Raw genomic sequence first — 17,288 nt, forward strand, 5'->3', positions numbered from 1 at the left:
GGTGGGTTCTTTACGCTCAGATTAATGATTTGCCGGGCTGCGCGACTGGCCAACGGCAAAAATGCACGATACCCCTGCATAATTGTCGATTGTGCAAGGCAAATTCGCATGACAGGATCCTGCGATCCTCCAGCGAACTCCAGACTTCACTTGGAAAATCAATAACAAAGCAGGGAGAACGCAATGACTGCGCACGCTCAAGCCTCGGTAACCGAGCATGTACTGGCCGAGGTCCGCAACCAGATCGGCCACCTGACCCTGAACCGACCCGCTGGCCTCAATGCCCTGACCCTGGATATGGTCCGTAGCCTGCGCCAGCATCTGGACCAGTGGGCAGAAGACCCGCGCGTGCGCGCGGTGGTACTGCGCGGCGAAGGCCCAAAGGGATTCTGTGCCGGGGGCGACATCCGCTCGCTGCACGACAGCTTCAAAGCTGGCGACATGCTGCATGAAACCTTTTTCGTCGAAGAATACGCCCTCGACCTGGTCATCCACCGCTACCGCAAGCCGGTGCTGGTGCTGATGGACGGCTTTACCCTGGGTGGCGGCATGGGCCTGGCCCAGGGCTGTGACCTGCGCGTGGTTACCGAGCGAAGCCGCCTCGGCATGCCCGAAGTCGGCATCGGTTATTTCCCGGATGTAGGTGGCAGCTACTTCCTGTCGCGCATCCCTGGCGAGCTGGGCATCTACCTGGGCGTCAGCGGCGCACAAATCCAGGCGGCCGACGCGTTGTACTGCGGCCTGGCCGACTGGTACCTGGCCAGCGACCAACTCGCCGCCCTTGACCAAGGCCTCGACCAGTTGAGCTTTGGCGACAACCCGCTCAAAGACCTGCAGAACCTGCTGGCCAGGCTCGGCACGCAGGTGCTGGACGATGCGCCACTGGAAAAACTGCGCCCGGCCATCGACCACTTCTTCGCCCTGCCTACCGTGCAGGCCATTGTCGAGCAGCTGCGCGCCGTCAGCATCGGCGACAGCCATGCCTGGGCCGTCGCCACTGCCGACCAGCTGGAAAGCCGCTCGCCGCTGGCCATGGCGGTTACGCTGGAGATGTTGCGCCGTGGCCGCTACCTGGGCCTGGACGACTGCTTCGCCATGGAACTGCACCTGGACCGCCAGTGGTTCCGGCACGGCGACATCATCGAAGGCGTGCGCGCGCTGATCATCGACAAAGACAAGCAGCCCCGCTGGAACCCGCCGACCCTGGCCGCGCTGCAGCAACAGCGGGTCGACCAATTCTTCGAAGGCCTGTGAGCCCGGGAGTACACAGATGCAAGACCTGGAACTGAGCGAAGAACAAATCATGATCCGCGACATGGCCCGGGACTTTGCCCGTGGCGAAATCGCCCCGCATGCCCAGGCCTGGGAAAAGGCTGGCTGGATCGATGATGGCGTGGTACGCAAAATGGGCGAACTGGGCCTGCTGGGCATGGTGGTGCCAGAGGACTTCGGCGGCAGTTACACCGACTACGTGGCCTACGCCCTGGCCGTGGAAGAAATTGCCGCGGGCTGCGGCGCCACCGGGGCGATGATGAGCATTCACAACTCGGTAGGCTGCGGCCCGTTGCTGGCTTACGGTACTGCCGACCAGCAACAGCAATGGCTGCCGCGCCTGGCCAGTGGTGAAGTGATCGGCTGCTTCTGCCTGACCGAACCGCAAGCAGGTTCCGAGGCGCACAACCTGCGCACCCGCGCCGAGCGGGTCGATGGCGAGTGGGTCATCAATGGCGCCAAACAGTTCGTCAGCAATGCCCGCCGCGCCGGCCTGGCCATCGTCTTCGCGGTTACCGACCCGGAGCTGGGCAAGAAAGGTTTGTCGGCGTTCCTGGTGCCCACCGACAACCCGGGGTTCAAGGTTGACCGCAGCGAGCACAAGATGGGCATCCGAGCCTCGGATACCTGCGCAGTTACCTTCGACAACTGCCGCATTCCTGCCGCCAATATCCTCGGCGAGCGTGGCAAGGGCCTGGCCATCGCCCTGTCCAACCTGGAGGGTGGCCGTATCGGTATCGCCGCCCAGGCCTTGGGCATCGCCCGCGCCGCGTTCGAGGCGGCACTGGTGTACTCACGTGACCGCGTGCAGTTCGGCAAGCCGATCAACGAGCACCAGAGCATCGCCAACCTGCTGGCCGACATGCAGGTGCAGGTGAATGCCGCACGGTTGCTGATCCTGCATGCCGCCCGCCTGCGCAGCGCCGGCAAGCCGTGCCTGTCGGAGGCGTCACAGGCCAAGCTGTTCGCTTCGGAAATGGCCGAGCGGGTCTGCTCGATGGCGATCCAGGTGCATGGCGGGTATGGCTACCTGGAGGACTACCCGGTGGAGCGGTACTACCGGGATGCGCGGATTACGCAGATTTATGAAGGGTCGAGCGAGATTCAGCGCATGCTGATTGCGCGGGAGTTGAAGCACTATCCCCTGTAATTGAACTGCAACAGGCCCTTTGTGGGAGCGGGCGTGCCCGCGAATCAGGCGATGCGGTGGATGGCACCGCCTTCGCCGGTGTTCGCGGGCACGCCCGCTCCCATAGGATTGGCGAGTGGCTTGAGAAAGCGTCAGTCGCCTAGCGCCAATACCGCGCATCATCAACCACCTGCGCATGCCCCTCGAACAGCGCCGGCAGTTGCTCCTTGAGGTAGTCGATCCAGGTCCGCACCTTGGCATCCAGGTAATGCCGTGACGGGTACATCGCGTACAGCGCACTTTCGCGCAGGCGGTACGGCGCCAGCAGCCGGCACAAGCGCCCCTGCTCGATGGCCTGGCTGGCAGTATAGAACGGCAACAGGCCGATCCCCATGCCCAGCTCACTGGCCACCAGCATGGCATCGGCCACGTTGGTGGAAAAATTGTCACGCGGTGCGATCACGCACTGATCCACACCCTGGGGGAATACCCAGTCGCCTTCATACATGGGATAAGCCATGCGCAGGCAACGATGCGCATGCAGGTCCTCGGGGCGTTCAGGCACGCCATGCCGCTCCAGATAGCTGGGTGCTGCGCAGGGGATACTGAAAATATTGCCAAGCGGCACAGCAATCAGCTGTGAGTCCGGCAGCGCACCGTCCACGGTAATCACCACATCGTGCCCTTCGGCCAACGGGTCGGGGTTGCGTTGAGACAGGGTCAGTTCGATGACCACTTCCGGGCACAACGCGTTGTAGCCCGCCACCAGCGGCATCAACAGCAGGCCCAGCCCGTGGGGGCAATGCAAACGCAGGTGGCCACGAGGCGTGAGGTGCGCGCCACGCGCCTCACCCACCGCTTCTTCGGTCAGCAGCATGATCTGCCGCGCCCGCTCCAGAAACCGCTCACCGGCCTCGCTCATGCGCAGGCGCCGGGTGGTGCGGTGCAGCAGACGGGTCTGCAGCTGGTTTTCCAGCTCGGCGACAATGCGCGAAACCTGCGCTGCAGAGATGTCCAGGGCATTGGCGGCTGCAGCGAAGCTGCCGCATTCCACCACACGGGCGAAGGTACGCATGGCATGCAGCATGTCCATGACAGTGTGCTCCTTGTTCAGTCTTATTCTTGCGTTACAGGCAGGAATCTATCACGGCTTAGCCCATTTATTGTGGATCACCAATGAATACATCATTAGCCATACATTGAACACAAGGAGCCTGCCATGAAACGTTCGATCGCTGTAATTGCCTTTGCCGCTGCCCTCAGCACGTTCGGTGCCTTCGCCGATACCGCCAAAAGCCAGCCTGTGAGCAGCAATTACGAGTACGGCATGCCGCTGGATGTGGCCAAAGTGATCTCCATTACCCCGGCCAGCAATGCCGCCGACTGCCAGGTTGGCACGGCGCATATGGTGTACGTCGACCATCAAGGCCAGAAACGCGAAGTGGACTACCGCGAAATGGGCAACTGCTCGCAGCAGTGAGTCAGGCCAGCACCTGGGTGATCCAGCCCACCTGCCGGTTGAAGTCGTCGATCTTTACCTGAGGCACCGCATCGCGAGCACGTTCGAAGTTGGCCAGGGTTTGCTGCTTCTGTTTCAGCATGCGCCGCCACTTCACCCGAAACGCCTCGCTTTTCTCCTGCAACAGCACCGGGCCGAAGTACAGCTGTTCAGCGGTGTACGCAGCCTCGCCGGGTTCGGCAACGATGATTTCGTAGTCGAAGCGGTTTTCCCGCAGCAGTTCTTCGTTGACGATGCGGTAACCGTTACCCGCCAGCCACTCGCGCAGCTCGCGCTCAGCACCATTGGGCTGCAACACCAGGCGCATGACGCCAGCAAGGCGCTGCTTGCCGGCCTGCAGAATGTCGCACATGGTGTCGCCCCCCATGCCGCAGATGCTGATCACCGAAATACGGTCGTCTGCCTCCACTGCGGCCAGGCCATCGGCCAGGCGCACGGTGATGCAGCCTTCCAGGCCGTTCCTGCGGACATTACGCTGGGCCGAGGCGAACGGTGTCTGCGCCACTTCCCCCGCTACCCCGGCCTCGATCACACCCCGCAGCATCAAGGCCACCGGCAGGTAGCCGTGGTCCGAGCCAATGTCGGCCAGGCGCGCGCCCTGTGGTACATGGGCGGCCACGCGCTCCAGGCGCCTGGACAAAGTCTGTTCGTTCACCGTAAACCCCCGGTTTTGCAATGGGGCGCGATTCTGACGGTGAACGCCGCGCATTTCAAACACCTGGGCACCCTCGACCCGCTCGCCCCGCTCGCGTAGGCTTGCCGCTTTCCTTCCGTTGCAAGGCAAGACACACCATGGCAAACGCAGACATCATCTACACCCCGGACCCGGACGCCGAGTCGATTTCGTCCGACGTCGCCGAATACAACGGCGTGCTGGTCACCACCCAGATCCCGACCCACGCCGATGGCAGCCTGGAACTGGGCGGCATCGTCGAACAAAGCGAATGCACCCTGCAGGCGCTGAAAGTGGCGCTGGAGAAAGCTGGCAGCGGCATGGACCGCGTGCTGCACCTGACCATCTACCTGACCGACATGGCCGACCGTGCCGCGTTCAACGAAGTGTATCAGCGCTTCTTCAGCAAGCCCTGGCCGGTGCGGGCCGCCGTGGGTGTGGCCTCCCTGGCGTTCGAAGGTATGCGCGTTGAAGTGACCGCAATGGCCGCCAAACGCTGACCTGCTCTTTGTGGGAGCCGCCTGCGCTCCCACCTTGCACCTCCCGGCACCCCGATGATGCCGCCAGCCCGTTTCGCCGCTACAATGCCCGCCTAAACCGTGACAGCCCGAAAATATAACGACATGTCCCTTCCAAAGAATCACCTGGAACTGCTCAGCCCTGCCCGTGACGTGGCCATCGCCCGTGAAGCGATCCTGCACGGCGCTGATGCCATCTATATCGGCGGCCCGAGCTTTGGCGCGCGCCATAACGCCTGCAACGAAGTCAGCGATATCGCCGAATTGGTCGAGTTCGCCCGTCGCTACCACGCACGCGTGTTCACCACCATCAACACCATCCTCCACGACAACGAGCTGGAGCCGGCGCGCAAGCTGATCCACCAGCTGTACGACGCCGGTGTCGACGCACTGATCGTGCAGGACCTGGGGGTGATGGAGCTGGACATCCCGCCGATCGAGCTGCACGCCAGTACGCAGACCGACATCCGTACCCTGGAGCGGGCCAAGTTCCTCGACCAGGCCGGTTTCTCGCAACTGGTACTGGCCCGTGAGCTGAACCTGCAGCAAATCCGCGCCATTGCCGCCGAAACCGACGCCGCCATCGAATTCTTCATCCACGGCGCGCTGTGTGTGGCCTTCTCCGGCCAGTGCAACATTTCCCACGCGCAAACCGGCCGCAGTGCCAACCGTGGCGATTGCTCGCAGGCCTGCCGCCTGCCGTACACCCTGAAAGATGACCAGGGCCGCGTGGTGGCGTTCGAGAAGCACCTGCTGTCGATGAAGGACAACAACCAGACCGCCAACCTGGCCGACCTGGTCGATGCCGGCGTGCGCTCGTTCAAGATCGAGGGCCGCTACAAGGACATGGGTTATGTGAAGAACATCACGGCCCACTACCGCAAAGAGCTCGACGCCATCCTCGAAGGCCGCCCGGCCTATGCCCGTGCCTCCAGCGGCCGCACCGAGCACTTCTTTCTGCCCGACCCGGACAAGACCTTCCACCGTGGCAGTACCGACTACTTCGTCACCGACCGCAAAGTCGATATCGGCGCCTTCGACTCGCCAACCTTCACCGGCCTGCCGGTGGGCGTGGTGGAAAAGGTGGGTAAGCGCGATATGCAAGTGGTTACCGACGTACCGCTGACCAACGGCGACGGCCTCAACGTGCTGGTCAAGCGCGAAGTGGTGGGCTTCCGTGCCAATATCGCCGAGCCGCGCGGCGAGTTCGTGGAAGACGGCCACACGCGCTACCGCTACCGTGTCGAGCCCAACGAAATGCCCGAGGGCCTCTACAAGCTGCGGCCCAACCACCCGCTATCGCGCAACCTCGACCACAACTGGCAGCAGGCCCTGCAACGCACCTCGTCCGAGCGCCGGGTCGGCGTGGAGTGGCACGCGGTACTGCGCGAGCAGCGCCTGATGCTGACCCTGAGCAGCGAAGAAGGCGTGAGCGTGCAGGTGGCTTTGGATGGCCCGTTCGGCGCGGCCAACAAACCGCAGCAGGCGCTGGACCAGTTGCATGACCTGCTCGGCCAGCTGGGCACCACGATGTACCACGCCGACAGCATCCAGCTGGACGCCCCGCAGGCGTACTTCATCCCCAACTCGCAGCTCAAGGCCCTGCGCCGCGAAGCCATCGAAGCACTGACCGAAGCACGCATCAAGGCGCACCCGCGTGGCGGGCGCAAGGCCGAGACCACGCCGCCACCGGTGTACCCCGAGTCGCACCTGTCGTTCCTGGCCAACGTGTACAACCAGAAAGCCCGCGACTTCTACCACCGCCACGGCGTGCAACTGATCGACGCGGCCTACGAGGCCCACGAAGAGCACGGCGAAGTGCCGGTGATGATCACCAAGCATTGCCTGCGCTTCTCCTTCAACCTGTGCCCCAAGCAGGCCAAGGGCGTGACCGGCGTGCGCACCAAGGTGGCGCCGATGCAACTGATTCAGGGTGACGAAGTGCTGACCCTGAAGTTCGACTGCAAACCGTGCGAAATGCATGTGATCGGCAAGATGAAGAGCCACATCATCGACCTGCCTACCCCAGGCAGCGCGGTGGCCCAGGTAGTGGGGCACATCAGCCCGGAAGACCTGCTGAAAACCATCCCGCGCGGGCCGCATTGATCTTCGATCTGTACGGGCCTCTTCGCGGCTAAAGCCGCTCCCACAGGGAAATCACAGCATTCGAAGCGGTGAAAATCCCTGTAGGAGTGGGTTCACCCGCGAACACTGGCGCAGCCGGTGCCATTCAACAAAGGCCTTGGCGTCAGTCAGCGAATCTGATGCTTGTGCAGCAGCCGGTAAAACGTCGGCCGTGAAATCCCCAGCACCTTGGCCGCCACACTCAGGTTGTCACTGTGCCGGTTCAGCACATCGCACAGTGCCTGGCGTTCGGCCCGGTGCTTGTACTCTTCCAACGTACCCAGCGGCTGTTGCTCCTGGTCGAGCAGCTGCAGCCCCAGGTCTTGCGCCTCGATCTGCCGCCCTTCGGCCAGCACCAGGCCACGGCGCACGCGGTTGGCCAGCTCGCGCACATTGCCCGGCCAGTCATGCCGGCCCATCGCCGCCAGGGCGTGGTCGCTGAACGAGCGCGGCCGGCGCCCGGTTTCCAGGCTGTAGAAATGAGCAAAGTGGCTGGCCAGCATCGAGAGGTCGCCATGCCGGTCGCGCAACGGCGCGGTCACCACCTGCAACACGTTCAGGCGGTAATACAGGTCTTCGCGAAAGCGCCCTTGCTCGATGGCCCGTTCCAGGTCCACATGGGTGGCCGCCAGCACGCGCACATCCACCGGGATCGGCTGGCTACCGCCCACCCGCTCAATGTGCTTTTCCTGCAGAAAACGTAGCAGGTTGGCCTGCAACTCCAGCGGCAAGTCACCGATTTCATCAAGAAACAACGTGCCCCCATGGGCCGCTTCGATGCGCCCGGCCTTACGCTGGTGCGCACCGGTGAAGGCGCCCTTCTCATGGCCGAACAGTTCGGACTGGATCAGGTGCTCGGGAATAGCCCCGCAGTTGATGGCAACGAAGGGCTGCTCGCTGCGTTGCGACTGGCGGTGCAGGGTGCGCGCCACCAGTTCCTTGCCGGTACCGCTCTCACCTCGGATCAGCACCGGCGACTCGGTGGGCGCCAGTTTGCCCAGCAATTTGCGTAGCTCACGGATCGGCCGGCTTTCGCCGAGCAGCTCGTGGGTGGCTTCATCCACCTTCACCGCCCCTTTGCCACGCAGGCGTGCCATGCCGAACGCCCGACCAAGGGTGACCTGCACGCGGGAGACGTCGAATGGCAGGGTGTGGAAGTCGAAGAACCATTCGCAGACAAAATCGCCGACGGCCGGCATGCGCAGTTGTTCGGCACTGAGCACGGCAATCCATTCGGTATTGCTGCGTTTGATCATGTCCTTGACCGCATCAGGGTGCCTGAGGTGCGAAGCCTGCAAGCGCAACAGGCCTACATCACAAGGATGGTCCAGCGCCCCGCCGAGCACGCAGCTGTCCACATCCCAGCCAGCGCTGCGCAGGCCAGGTAACAATCGATGGCAGTCGTCACAGGGGTCGACGATAAGCAAACGGCGTTGGGCGGCAAGCTGTTGCATGACCAATCCTTGGCGCCAGTTTTTGGTTTTATGAAGTAAAACAGTAAGTTGTGGCGCCCGTTTAACAGTAGCAACGAAGTTGACGGTTCCCAGTACCGTCTGTCTGTCGACGCATTTTTTTACAAAGCATCACGGGAATTTTCGCGTTTAATCGACATCACATGGCGGCGCAGGCAAGAACGGATCGACCCTGACAAAAAATTTTACATCCATTGTGTGACTTGCCCCCGGACAACGAGCATCAGTACACATAACCCCGCGCTGCGCTTCGCGATGATTGAGGCGACTTTGAAGCAACACGGACTTAACTTCGCTGTTTGGGACCATAGAGAGACCGAACCATGAACGCCCCGCTCCGTGTCAACGAAGCACTGCTGATTGCCGACCACGCCTTCGAACCTTTCCAGTGCGTAGCCTGGGATGCACCCAACGGTACTGGTGAACTGAGCCTGGCAGTGATCGACCGGACCAGCACCCGCATCGGCAGCAAACAAGTGTCTTCGCGCATCTATTCAGACCCGGCCCAGTGGGCCAGCCTGATCGAGGAAGTGCGCGCCGAACTGTGCGAAAAAGGCTATGACCTGCAACCATGGTCGATGCCGAAGTAAGAGCGCCCGGCAAACCAAGTGCGTGCAACGCCACGCACTTGTTCGAATGCAAAGTTGCTGTTCTGGCAACTTTCTCCATTGCGACATAGTGTCGCGCCAATACCATTCAGTCCAAGACTTTGAATTGCTGCAAGTGCTGGTAATCAGCCTGCAATTGCTCGGCCAGGCACTGTGCCCGCCCAAGGCGAACGGGTGAAAGTTCCATATCCACCAATAATGTTGGACAGGGCATGGGCTGTACAGCGCTCCCGAGCTGCAGGCGACCGTCGGTAAACACCAGGCAACGCACCGCTTCATCCGGATGGGCACGTTGCCGTGCCTGTAGCCAATGCCGTGCCTGTTCCAGGGCGGCGATCAGCGGCGTGCCGCCACCGGCACCCAAGGCTTGTAGCCAAGGCTGCAAGGCCGCCGAGGCCTTCAGGCCGTGGCGCTGCCATTGTGGCGTGCGTCCGCTGGCGGTCAGCAGGGCCAGCCGGGCGCGCTGGCGATAGGCCTGGTCGAACAGGGCTGCCAGCAGCCCTTTGGTCTGCGCCAGTGCCTGATGGCGACGGGTCGAGGCCGAGGCATCGACAATCACCAGCCACAGCTCTACGGGTTTGGCCTGGCGCTGTTGCCAGCATAGGTCCTGGCGCAGCCGTGGTCGCCCTTTGAGCAAGGTCGGCAGCCAAGCCACCCGCCCGGCCGCAGCACTGCGGGCCCGGCCACGGCTGGCCCCGGCCTGCTTGCCCGCGCCTGGTCTGGCATCCGCCCCTTTGGCAGGTGGCTGGCGAATGCTCAGGGCTTTTTTGCCCAGTTCGGCACCTCACGGCGCGCGCCGCTGGCTACCGGCTGCGCCGGCAATGCCCCCCAGTCGCCCTGCCCGCCCTGTTCGCCGGACCTGCTTGCACCCTGCTGTTCGGGCTGTTGCGGCGCCGATGGTGGATTGGCCTGGGGCGTAACGCGCCGGCGATGGCGCAAGGCAAACTCGGCCACCGCATCGACATCCGCTTCCTCGATGACCGCACCACCACGCCAGGCGCAATGGGCGCGTGCGGCACGCAGCCAGACCAGGTCTGCACGCAGGCCATCGACACCTGCGGCGTAGCAGCGCTCGGTGATCCAGGCCAGCGCCTGGTCATCCAGGGCAATGCCATTCAAGGCATGGCGCGCCGCCTGGCAGCGTTCGCGCAACTGCGCCTGGGCCGCAGCCCATTGTGCACAGAAGGCCTGCGGGTCGTTGTCGAAAGCCAAGCGGCGGCGAATGATCTGCTGGCGGGCGTCAGGCTCAGGCAGGCCTTCGAGGGCCACGTTCAGGCCGAAACGGTCGAGCAGTTGCGGGCGCAGCTCACCCTCTTCCGGGTTCATGGTACCGATCAACACGAAGCGGGCACTGTGCCGGTGCGAGATGCCGTCACGTTCGATGCGGTTGGTGCCACTGGCCGCCACGTCGAGCAACAGGTCGACCAAGGTATCGGGCAGCAAGTTGACCTCATCGACATACAACACGCCACCGTCGGCCTGGGCCAGCACGCCGGGCGAGAACTGCGCCTTGCCCTGCCCCAGTGCGGCATCCAGATCCAGGGTGCCGACCAGCCGTTCTTCACTGGCGCCCAGTGGCAGGGTGACGAACGGGCCCTCACCCAGCAGGTCGGCCAGGCCACGGGCCAGCGTACTCTTGGCCATGCCACGTGGCCCTTCGATCAGCACGCCACCGATTCTAGGGTCGATGGCGGTCAGGCACAGTGCCAGTTTCAGGTCGTCGGCGCCGACCACCGCCGCCAGCGGGAATTGTACGGGTTCACTCATTTCAAGCCTGTTCCTCGCCGTCGAGCAGTTGCTCCTCAAGGGCTTCGCGATACTCACCCGGTTCTTGCCACAGCCCACGCTGCTGGGCCTCCAGCAAGCGTTCGGTAAGGTCGCGCAGGGCCTCGGGGTTGTGCTCGCGCATGAAGTCGCGGGTTGCCGGGTCGAGCACATAGGCATCGGCCAGCCCCTGGTAATGATGGTCGTCGATCAGGTGCGTGGTGGCGTCAAAGGCGAACAGGTTGTCGACCGTCGCCGCCATCTCGAAGGCCCCCTTGTAGCCGTGGCGCTTCACGCCATCGATCCACTTGGGGTTGAGCGCACGGGCGCGGATGACCCGGTTCAGCTCTTCCTTGAGGGTGCGGATGCGTGGCCGGTCGGCCTGGCTGTGGTCGCCGTGGTAACTGGCCACGGCGGCACCGGACAAGGTTTCCGATGCGGCCAGCATGCCGCCCTGGAACTGGTAGTAATCGTTGGAGTCGAGCAGGTCGTGCTCGTGGTTGTCCTGGTTCTGCAACACCGCCTGCACCTTGGCCAGGCGTTGAGCGAACTGCGCGCGGGCCGGGGTGCCTTCGTCACTGGCGCCGTAGGCGTAACCGCCGTGGTTGAGGTAGACCTCGGCCAGGTCGTCGCGGCTGTGCCACAGGCGCCCGTCGATGGCGTTCTGTACCCCGGCACCATAAGCACCGGGCTTGGCACCGAATACCCGCCAGCCGGCCTGGCGTGCGGCCTGCTCGGCGTCCACGCCTTGCGCTTGCAGCGTGGCACGCTCGCTGCGCACCCGGGCAGCCAGGGGGTTGAGGTCGTCGGGTTCGTCCAGTGCGGCGACGGCCTGCACCGCTGCATCGAACAGGCGGATAAGGTTACCGAAGGCATCGCGGAAAAAGCCCGATACGCGCAAGGTCACATCCACCCGTGGGCGGTCGAGCAGGCTCAACGGCAGGATTTCGAAGTCGTCGACACGCTGGCTGCCAGTGGCCCACACCGGCCGCACGCCCATCAATGCCATGGCTTGGGCGATGTCGTCGCCGCCTGTACGCATGGTCGCCGTGCCCCACACCGACAGGCCGAGCTGGCGGAGGTGGTCGCCATGGTCCTGCAAGTGCCGCTCAAGGATCAGGTTGGCCGAGGCGAAGCCCAGGCGCCAGGCCGTGGTGGTGGGCAGGTTGCGCACGTCCACGGTGTAGAAGTTGCGGCCGGTGGGCAGCACGTCGAGGCGCCCACGGCTAGGCGCACCGCTAGGGCCTGCGGGCACGAAGCGCCCGGCCAGCGCTGCCAGCAGGCCATTCATTTCGGCTGCGCCGCAAGCGTCCAGGCTAGGGGCTACCGCTTCGCGCAAGGCCTGCACCACCTCGTGCACAGGCTGCCATTCGTTCTGCTCGGGTAGCGGTACCGTGCCGGCCAAGGCCTGGCTGGTCACTTGAAGTGCCAACAGCTCAAGGCGCTCGCGGGTATCTCCACAGGTGCGCCACGGATCGCTGCTCATGGCCTGCAATTGCGCTGGGCGTGCGCCCTGCCAGGGCTGCCCAAGCTCACAATCGAGCGGATCGAAGCCCGGCACCAAGGCCTTGGCCAGGGCACGCAACAAGCTGGCATTGCCGCCGCGCCCGTCGCCCCGTTCAACCCGTAACAGTGCCAACAAGGTATCCAGGCGCAAGCGCCCTTCGGGCGACTGGCCGAACACGTGCAGGCCATCGCGAATCTGCGATTCCTTCAGGTCGCACAGGTAGGTGTCCAGGCGCGGCAGCCATATGGCGGCATCGTCCAGCTGCCCCTCCAGCTGCAGCTCGCGGTCGATGTGGTTGGCCTTGACCAACTCCAGGATGTCGCGCTGCAATTCGCGGGCACGCCGTGGGTCGAGCATCTGCGCTTCATAGAACTCGTCGGCCAGCTGCTCCAGGTGGCGCAACGGGCCATAGGTTTCGGCGCGGGTCAGCGGCGGCATCAGGTGGTCGATGATCACCGCCTGGGTACGGCGCTTGGCCTGGGCGCCCTCGCCGGGGTCGTTGACGATGAACGGGTAGATGTTCGGTAACGGGCCGAGCAAGGCGTCTGGCCAGCACTGCGCCGACAAACCGACGCCCTTGCCGGGCAGCCATTCGAGGTTGCCGTGCTTGCCAACGTGGATCACTGCATCGGCGGCGAAGGCATGGCGTAGCCAGAAGTGAAACGCCAGGTAGCCATGCGGCGGCACCAGATCGGGGTCGTGGTAGACCGCGCTCGGGTCTACTTGGTAGCCCCGGGCCGGCTGAATGCCGACAAAGGTCAGGCCATAACGCAGGCCGGCCACCATCAGCCGCCCACTGCGGTACATCGGGTCCTGCTCGGGCGGCCCCCAGCGCTCCAACACAGCCTGGCGGTTGGCCTCGGGCAGGCGCTCGAAGGCGGCCTGGTAGTCGGCCAGGCTCAGGCTTTGGGCGCAGGGGCGCAGGTCCAGGTGGTCGAGGTCGTTGGTTACGCCGCCAAGCAGTTGGTGAATCAGTTGTGTGCCGCTGCCCGGCAATTCGGCCAGCGGATAGCCCTCGGCCTGCAGTGCCTTGAGAATGTTCAAGGCGGCGGCAGGTGTGTCCAGGCCGACGCCATTGCCAATGCGGCCATCGCGGGTTGGGTAGTTGGCCAGCACCAGGGCCACGCGCTTCTGCGCATTGGGCAGGCGCGCCAGCTCAACCCAGCGGCGGGCCAGCTCGGCCACGAAGTCCATGCGTTCGGGGTGGGCGCGGTAGCACACCACATCGGACTGGCTGCGCTCGCTGTGCCAGGCCATGTCCTTGAAACTGACCGGCCGGGTGATAATGCGCCCATCCAGCTCAGGCAAGGCAATGTGCATCGCCAGGTCGCGCGCGCCCAACCCCTGCTCGCTGGCTTCCCAGCCGGGCTGGTTGTCCTGTGCGCAGATGGCCTGCAATACCGGGATGTCGCGGCGGAACGGGCGCAGGTTGGGGCGTTCGGGGCTGGACAGGGCAAAACCGGTGGTATTGACCAGCACTTCGGCGCCGACCTCGTCCAGCCAGGCTTCGACCTGCTCCAGGCAAGCGCTTTCCTTGAGGCTGGCCACCGCGATCGGCAACGGGTTCAGCCCGGCAGCCTGCAGGCGCTGGCAGAACACGTCGACAAATGCGGTGTTGGCGGCCTGCAGGTGCGAGCGGTAGAACAGCAATGGCGCTACCGGATGCTCAGGGTGCCAATGCGGGTACCAGTCTTCCAGCGTGGTGCTGCCCTTGGCCGGGTGATACACCGCCGTGCGCGGCAAGGGCTGCGGCTCCTCCCAGGCATAGTCACGGCCCAGCCACTGGCTGGCCAGGCAGTTGAACAGGTTGATGGCGTTGGTCTTGCCGCCCTGGCGCAAGTAGTGCCAGAGGCGCTCGGCCTGCTCGCCAGCGACAGTGCCCAGGGCGGTCAGCTCCGGGTCCGGGCGGTCATCGCCCGGCACCAGAATCAGCTGCACGCCACGGGCGGCCAGCTCGACCAGTTGCTCAACGCCATAGCGCCAGTAACCGACACCGCCGTGCAGCGACACCAGGATGACTTTGGCATGGCGCAGCACCTGGTCGACATACAGGTCGACCGACGCGTGGTTTTGCACCTGCATCGGGTTGGCCAGACGCAGGCTGGGGAAGTCGTCTGGCAATTGCTCGGCGGTATCGGCGAGCAATGCCAGGTGTGAATCGCCGCTGCAGAGAATCACCAGCTCGGCGGGTGTCTGGCCGAGGTCGGCAATGCTGTCATCCGGCACGAAGCCGCCGGGCTGGGTCCGCAGCAGGTGCATGGGTCAGGCGCCCAGGGCCTGGCGCAGGCGCGCTTCCAACTGGGCTGCGTCAAGGTCCTGGCCAATCAGCACCAGGCGGGTGATGCGCGGCTCGTCAGCACGCCAGGCGCGATCGAAGTGTTTGTCGAAACGGGTACCCACGCCTTGCACCAGCAGGCGCATCGGCTTGCCCGGGATGGCGGCGAAGCCTTTGGCGCGCAGGATGCCGAACTCCACCACCAGCTGGGTCAGGGCGTCGAGCAGCAGGCTTTCGTCGGCTTCTGGCAGGTCGATGGAGATGGAGTCGAAGGCATCGTGGTCATGATCATCATGGTCGTCACCGTCGTGGTGCGAGTCATGGTGGGTACGGCGGCCATCGATGTGTGCCTCGGACTCGGCGCCCACGCCCAGCAGCACCTCCAGCGGCAGCTTGCCGCTGCTGGCTTCGATCACCTTGACGGCTGGCGGCAGCTCTTCGGCCACTTCGGCACGGACCTTGGCCAGGCCTTCGGCGTCGATCAGGTCAGCCTTGTTCAGTACCACCAGGTCGGCGCTGGCCAACTGGTCGGCGAACAGTTCGTGCAGCGGCGATTCGTGGTCCAGGTTAGGGTCGAGCTTGCGCTGGGCATCGACCTGGTCCGGGTAGGCAGCGAACGTGCCGGCAGCCACGGCCGGGCTGTCGACGACGGTGATGACCGCATCGACGGTGCAGGCATTGCGGATTTCTGGCCACTGGAAGGCTTGCACCAGCGGCTTGGGCAGGGCCAGGCCGCTGGTTTCGATCAGGATGTGGTCCAGGTCACCTCGGCGTGCCACCAGCTCGCGCATCACCGGGAAGAACTCTTCCTGCACGGTGCAGCACAGGCAGCCGTTGGCCAGCTCGTAGACGCGGCCACTGGCTTCTTCTTCGGTGCAGCCGATGCTGCACTGCTTGAGGATTTCGCCGTCGATGCCCAGTTCGCCGAATTCGTTGACGATGACCGCAATGCGACGGCCCTGGGCGTTGTCGAGCATGTGGCGCAGCAAGGTGGTCTTGCCCGAGCCGAGGAAGCCGGTGACGATGGTGACGGGGAGCTTGGCCAGTGTTTTCATGTCGCAGTGCCCTTGGCAGTGTGGCGCGGGCATGCAGGACGACAGCCACGGGCCAGGCCGGCCGAGCTTGTTCGCCACCGGATCACCCCGCCCGGTTTAAAGTCGAAAACGTGACGAGGCAGGTCTCCTGGCTCGCACCGTTCCATAGGCCTGACAAACAGCAGGCGGTGGCGGGATGACGCCTTCCCGCGCGCGGGCGCAGTGGCTGTGTCGATCCGTTATCGGTGCTTACAGTTGCGGGGGCAGCCGCGGCTTGTACCGCGTTCCCGTCTTAGCTTCGGCCTGGCCGAAGAACCTCGAAGTGGCAAGGCTACGCAGTGGCTGGCGGGTGGTCAACCGTTGCGCAGGGCTGGCTGACCACAAGGCACCCAACTGCGTTACAGTGGCGCCTTCAACTACGTTCAAGGATGCCCCATGCACCTCGCCCCCGCCATACCGGTACTGCGCATCTTCTCGGTCGACAAGGCCAAGGAGTTCTACCTTGACTTCCTCGGTTTCAGCGTGGACTGGGAGCACCGCTTCAGCCCGGACCTGCCCCTGTATGTGCAAATTCACCGCGACGGGCTGATTTTGCACCTTTCCGAGCACCACGGTGATGCCTGCCCCGGCTCCACCGTGTTCGCCCGCATCGACGACCTGCGCGCGCTGGAGCGTGAACTCCAGGATAAACAATACGGCTACGCTCGCCCCGAAGCCGAACGCCTGGACTGGGGCCTGCAGATGCAGGTGTATGACCCGTTTGGCAACCGCCTGCGCTTTTGCCAGCAGATCGATGACGAGGCCAACCCTTGAAAGCGTTGGGCAAGCGCGAAATGGCCCGGTTGGAGCGGGAACTGGTGGCGTGCCTGACCGAAGCCTGCGAAACCGCCAAGGCGGAAATCGTCGGTTTCAGTTGGCTTACCCACCGGCTCGACCCCGAGGATTTTCCGGGCAGCCTGCGCGTGACCTGGGTGTTCGAGCAAGAGGCCGACAAAACCGCTGCCGTGGCAGGCCAGGCGAAGGCGCGCATGCTGGCACTGACCAGCCAGGCGTTGGAGCAGGCAGAAATACAACTGGATCACCCTGCCTGGCACGTGCGCTTCGACAGCGAAGAGGCCTGCGCGCGCGGCCACGCCGGCGACTGGGGTAGCCGCTTGGCTGGGCGTTAAACCGAGTAAAGCACCCGCAAGCACTGCATTATCCTGTGGGAGCGGGCTTGCCCGCGAAGCATGCGACGCGGTGTATGGCACCGGCTTCGCCGGTGTTCGCGGGCAAGCCCGCTCCCACAGGATCCGAGGCGCGCTCACGGGCGACGACCAATACTCAAGCTTTACCCGTAATCTCCAGTTCGTTAGGCTCTACATTCCCCAACAAAGAGGTGTTCGTCCAATGC

General features: G+C 64.2%; 15 protein-coding genes and 1 riboswitch. Of the genes, 8 read left to right on the plus strand and 7 right to left on the minus strand.

Features of this window, described 5'->3' with window-relative positions; all coding sequences use genetic code 11:
- The first annotated feature begins 183 nt into the window (after positions 1–183).
- Together APH36_RS00165 and APH36_RS00170 are read left to right on the plus strand one after the other, a co-directional pair.
- On the plus strand, positions 184–1,254 hold the full coding sequence (locus tag APH36_RS00165) for an enoyl-CoA hydratase/isomerase family protein (protein ID WP_060496944.1): 1,071 nt from the start codon (positions 184–186) through the stop codon (positions 1,252–1,254).
- A 16-nt stretch (positions 1,255–1,270) separates the two neighbouring features.
- A complete protein-coding gene (locus APH36_RS00170; protein ID WP_060496945.1) occupies positions 1,271–2,422 on the plus strand; it encodes an acyl-CoA dehydrogenase family protein in 1,152 nt (383 codons plus the stop codon).
- 139 nt (positions 2,423–2,561) lie between these two features.
- Here APH36_RS00170 and APH36_RS00175 read toward each other — a convergent pair whose 3' ends face one another.
- Entirely contained in the window at positions 2,562–3,494 is a 933-nt protein-coding gene (locus tag APH36_RS00175; protein ID WP_060496946.1) for a LysR family transcriptional regulator, read from the minus strand.
- A gap of 126 nt (positions 3,495–3,620) precedes the next feature.
- Between APH36_RS00175 and APH36_RS00180 the strand changes: the two genes are divergently transcribed.
- Positions 3,621–3,881 carry a DUF2790 domain-containing protein gene (locus APH36_RS00180; RefSeq protein WP_060496947.1) on the plus strand — a complete coding sequence of 87 codons (261 nt, stop codon included), beginning with the start codon at positions 3,621–3,623 and terminating at the stop codon, positions 3,879–3,881.
- Between the two features lies 1 nt (position 3,882).
- On the opposite strand, the gene APH36_RS00185 is transcribed toward APH36_RS00180, so the two are convergent.
- Positions 3,883–4,575, minus strand: coding sequence for a tRNA (adenine(22)-N(1))-methyltransferase TrmK (locus APH36_RS00185; RefSeq protein WP_060497131.1), 693 nt, complete (start codon positions 4,573–4,575; stop codon positions 3,883–3,885).
- Positions 4,576–4,712: 137 nt separating this feature from the next.
- Here APH36_RS00185 and APH36_RS00190 point away from each other — a divergent pair, with 137 nt between their 5' ends.
- Positions 4,713–5,093, plus strand: coding sequence for a RidA family protein (locus tag APH36_RS00190; protein WP_003247927.1), 381 nt, complete (start codon positions 4,713–4,715; stop codon positions 5,091–5,093).
- Between the two features lie 123 nt (positions 5,094–5,216).
- A complete protein-coding gene (locus tag APH36_RS00195) occupies positions 5,217–7,217 on the plus strand; it encodes a U32 family peptidase (protein WP_060496948.1) in 2,001 nt (666 codons plus the stop codon).
- A gap of 146 nt (positions 7,218–7,363) precedes the next feature.
- On the opposite strand, the gene APH36_RS00200 is transcribed toward APH36_RS00195, so the two are convergent.
- A complete protein-coding gene (locus tag APH36_RS00200; protein WP_060496949.1) occupies positions 7,364–8,689 on the minus strand; it encodes a sigma-54 dependent transcriptional regulator in 1,326 nt (441 codons plus the stop codon).
- A gap of 341 nt (positions 8,690–9,030) precedes the next feature.
- Between APH36_RS00200 and APH36_RS00205 the strand changes: the two genes are divergently transcribed.
- Positions 9,031–9,297, plus strand: a complete 267-nt coding sequence (locus APH36_RS00205; protein WP_013972506.1) for a hypothetical protein — start codon at positions 9,031–9,033, stop codon at positions 9,295–9,297.
- A gap of 106 nt (positions 9,298–9,403) precedes the next feature.
- On the opposite strand, the gene APH36_RS00210 is transcribed toward APH36_RS00205, so the two are convergent.
- The 4 genes from APH36_RS00210 to cobW all read right to left on the minus strand — a co-directional run bounded on the left by APH36_RS00210 (position 9,404) and on the right by cobW (position 15,916).
- Complete coding sequence (locus APH36_RS00210; RefSeq protein ID WP_060496950.1) at positions 9,404–9,970, minus strand: VWA domain-containing protein; 567 nt, start codon at positions 9,968–9,970, stop codon at positions 9,404–9,406.
- 101 nt (positions 9,971–10,071) lie between these two features.
- Positions 10,072–11,082: an ATP-binding protein gene (locus APH36_RS00215; RefSeq protein WP_060496951.1), complete on the minus strand. Its 1,011-nt coding sequence runs from the start codon at positions 11,080–11,082 to the stop codon at positions 10,072–10,074.
- A 1-nt stretch (position 11,083) separates the two neighbouring features.
- A complete protein-coding gene (gene cobN, locus APH36_RS00220) occupies positions 11,084–14,845 on the minus strand; it encodes a cobaltochelatase subunit CobN (RefSeq protein ID WP_060496952.1) in 3,762 nt (1,253 codons plus the stop codon).
- A gap of 3 nt (positions 14,846–14,848) precedes the next feature.
- Positions 14,849–15,916: a cobalamin biosynthesis protein CobW gene (gene cobW / locus APH36_RS00225; protein ID WP_003247913.1), complete on the minus strand. Its 1,068-nt coding sequence runs from the start codon at positions 15,914–15,916 to the stop codon at positions 14,849–14,851.
- A gap of 99 nt (positions 15,917–16,015) precedes the next feature.
- A riboswitch (cobalamin riboswitch) is annotated at positions 16,016–16,230 on the minus strand.
- Positions 16,231–16,330: 100 nt separating this feature from the next.
- Here cobW and APH36_RS00230 point away from each other — a divergent pair.
- Both APH36_RS00230 and APH36_RS00235 read left to right on the plus strand, forming a co-directional pair.
- Positions 16,331–16,708: a glyoxalase superfamily protein gene (locus APH36_RS00230; protein WP_060496953.1), complete on the plus strand. Its 378-nt coding sequence runs from the start codon at positions 16,331–16,333 to the stop codon at positions 16,706–16,708.
- Positions 16,705–17,064 (plus strand): hypothetical protein, encoded by a 360-nt coding sequence (locus APH36_RS00235; protein ID WP_060496954.1) that lies wholly within the window; start codon positions 16,705–16,707, stop codon positions 17,062–17,064. Before APH36_RS00230 ends, APH36_RS00235 begins: the two co-directional genes overlap by 4 nt.
- Positions 17,065–17,288: the final 224 nt, after the last annotated feature.

The organism is Pseudomonas sp. NBRC 111133 (genome assembly GCF_001320605.1).
Lineage (GTDB): Bacteria > Pseudomonadota > Gammaproteobacteria > Pseudomonadales > Pseudomonadaceae > Aquipseudomonas > Aquipseudomonas monteilii.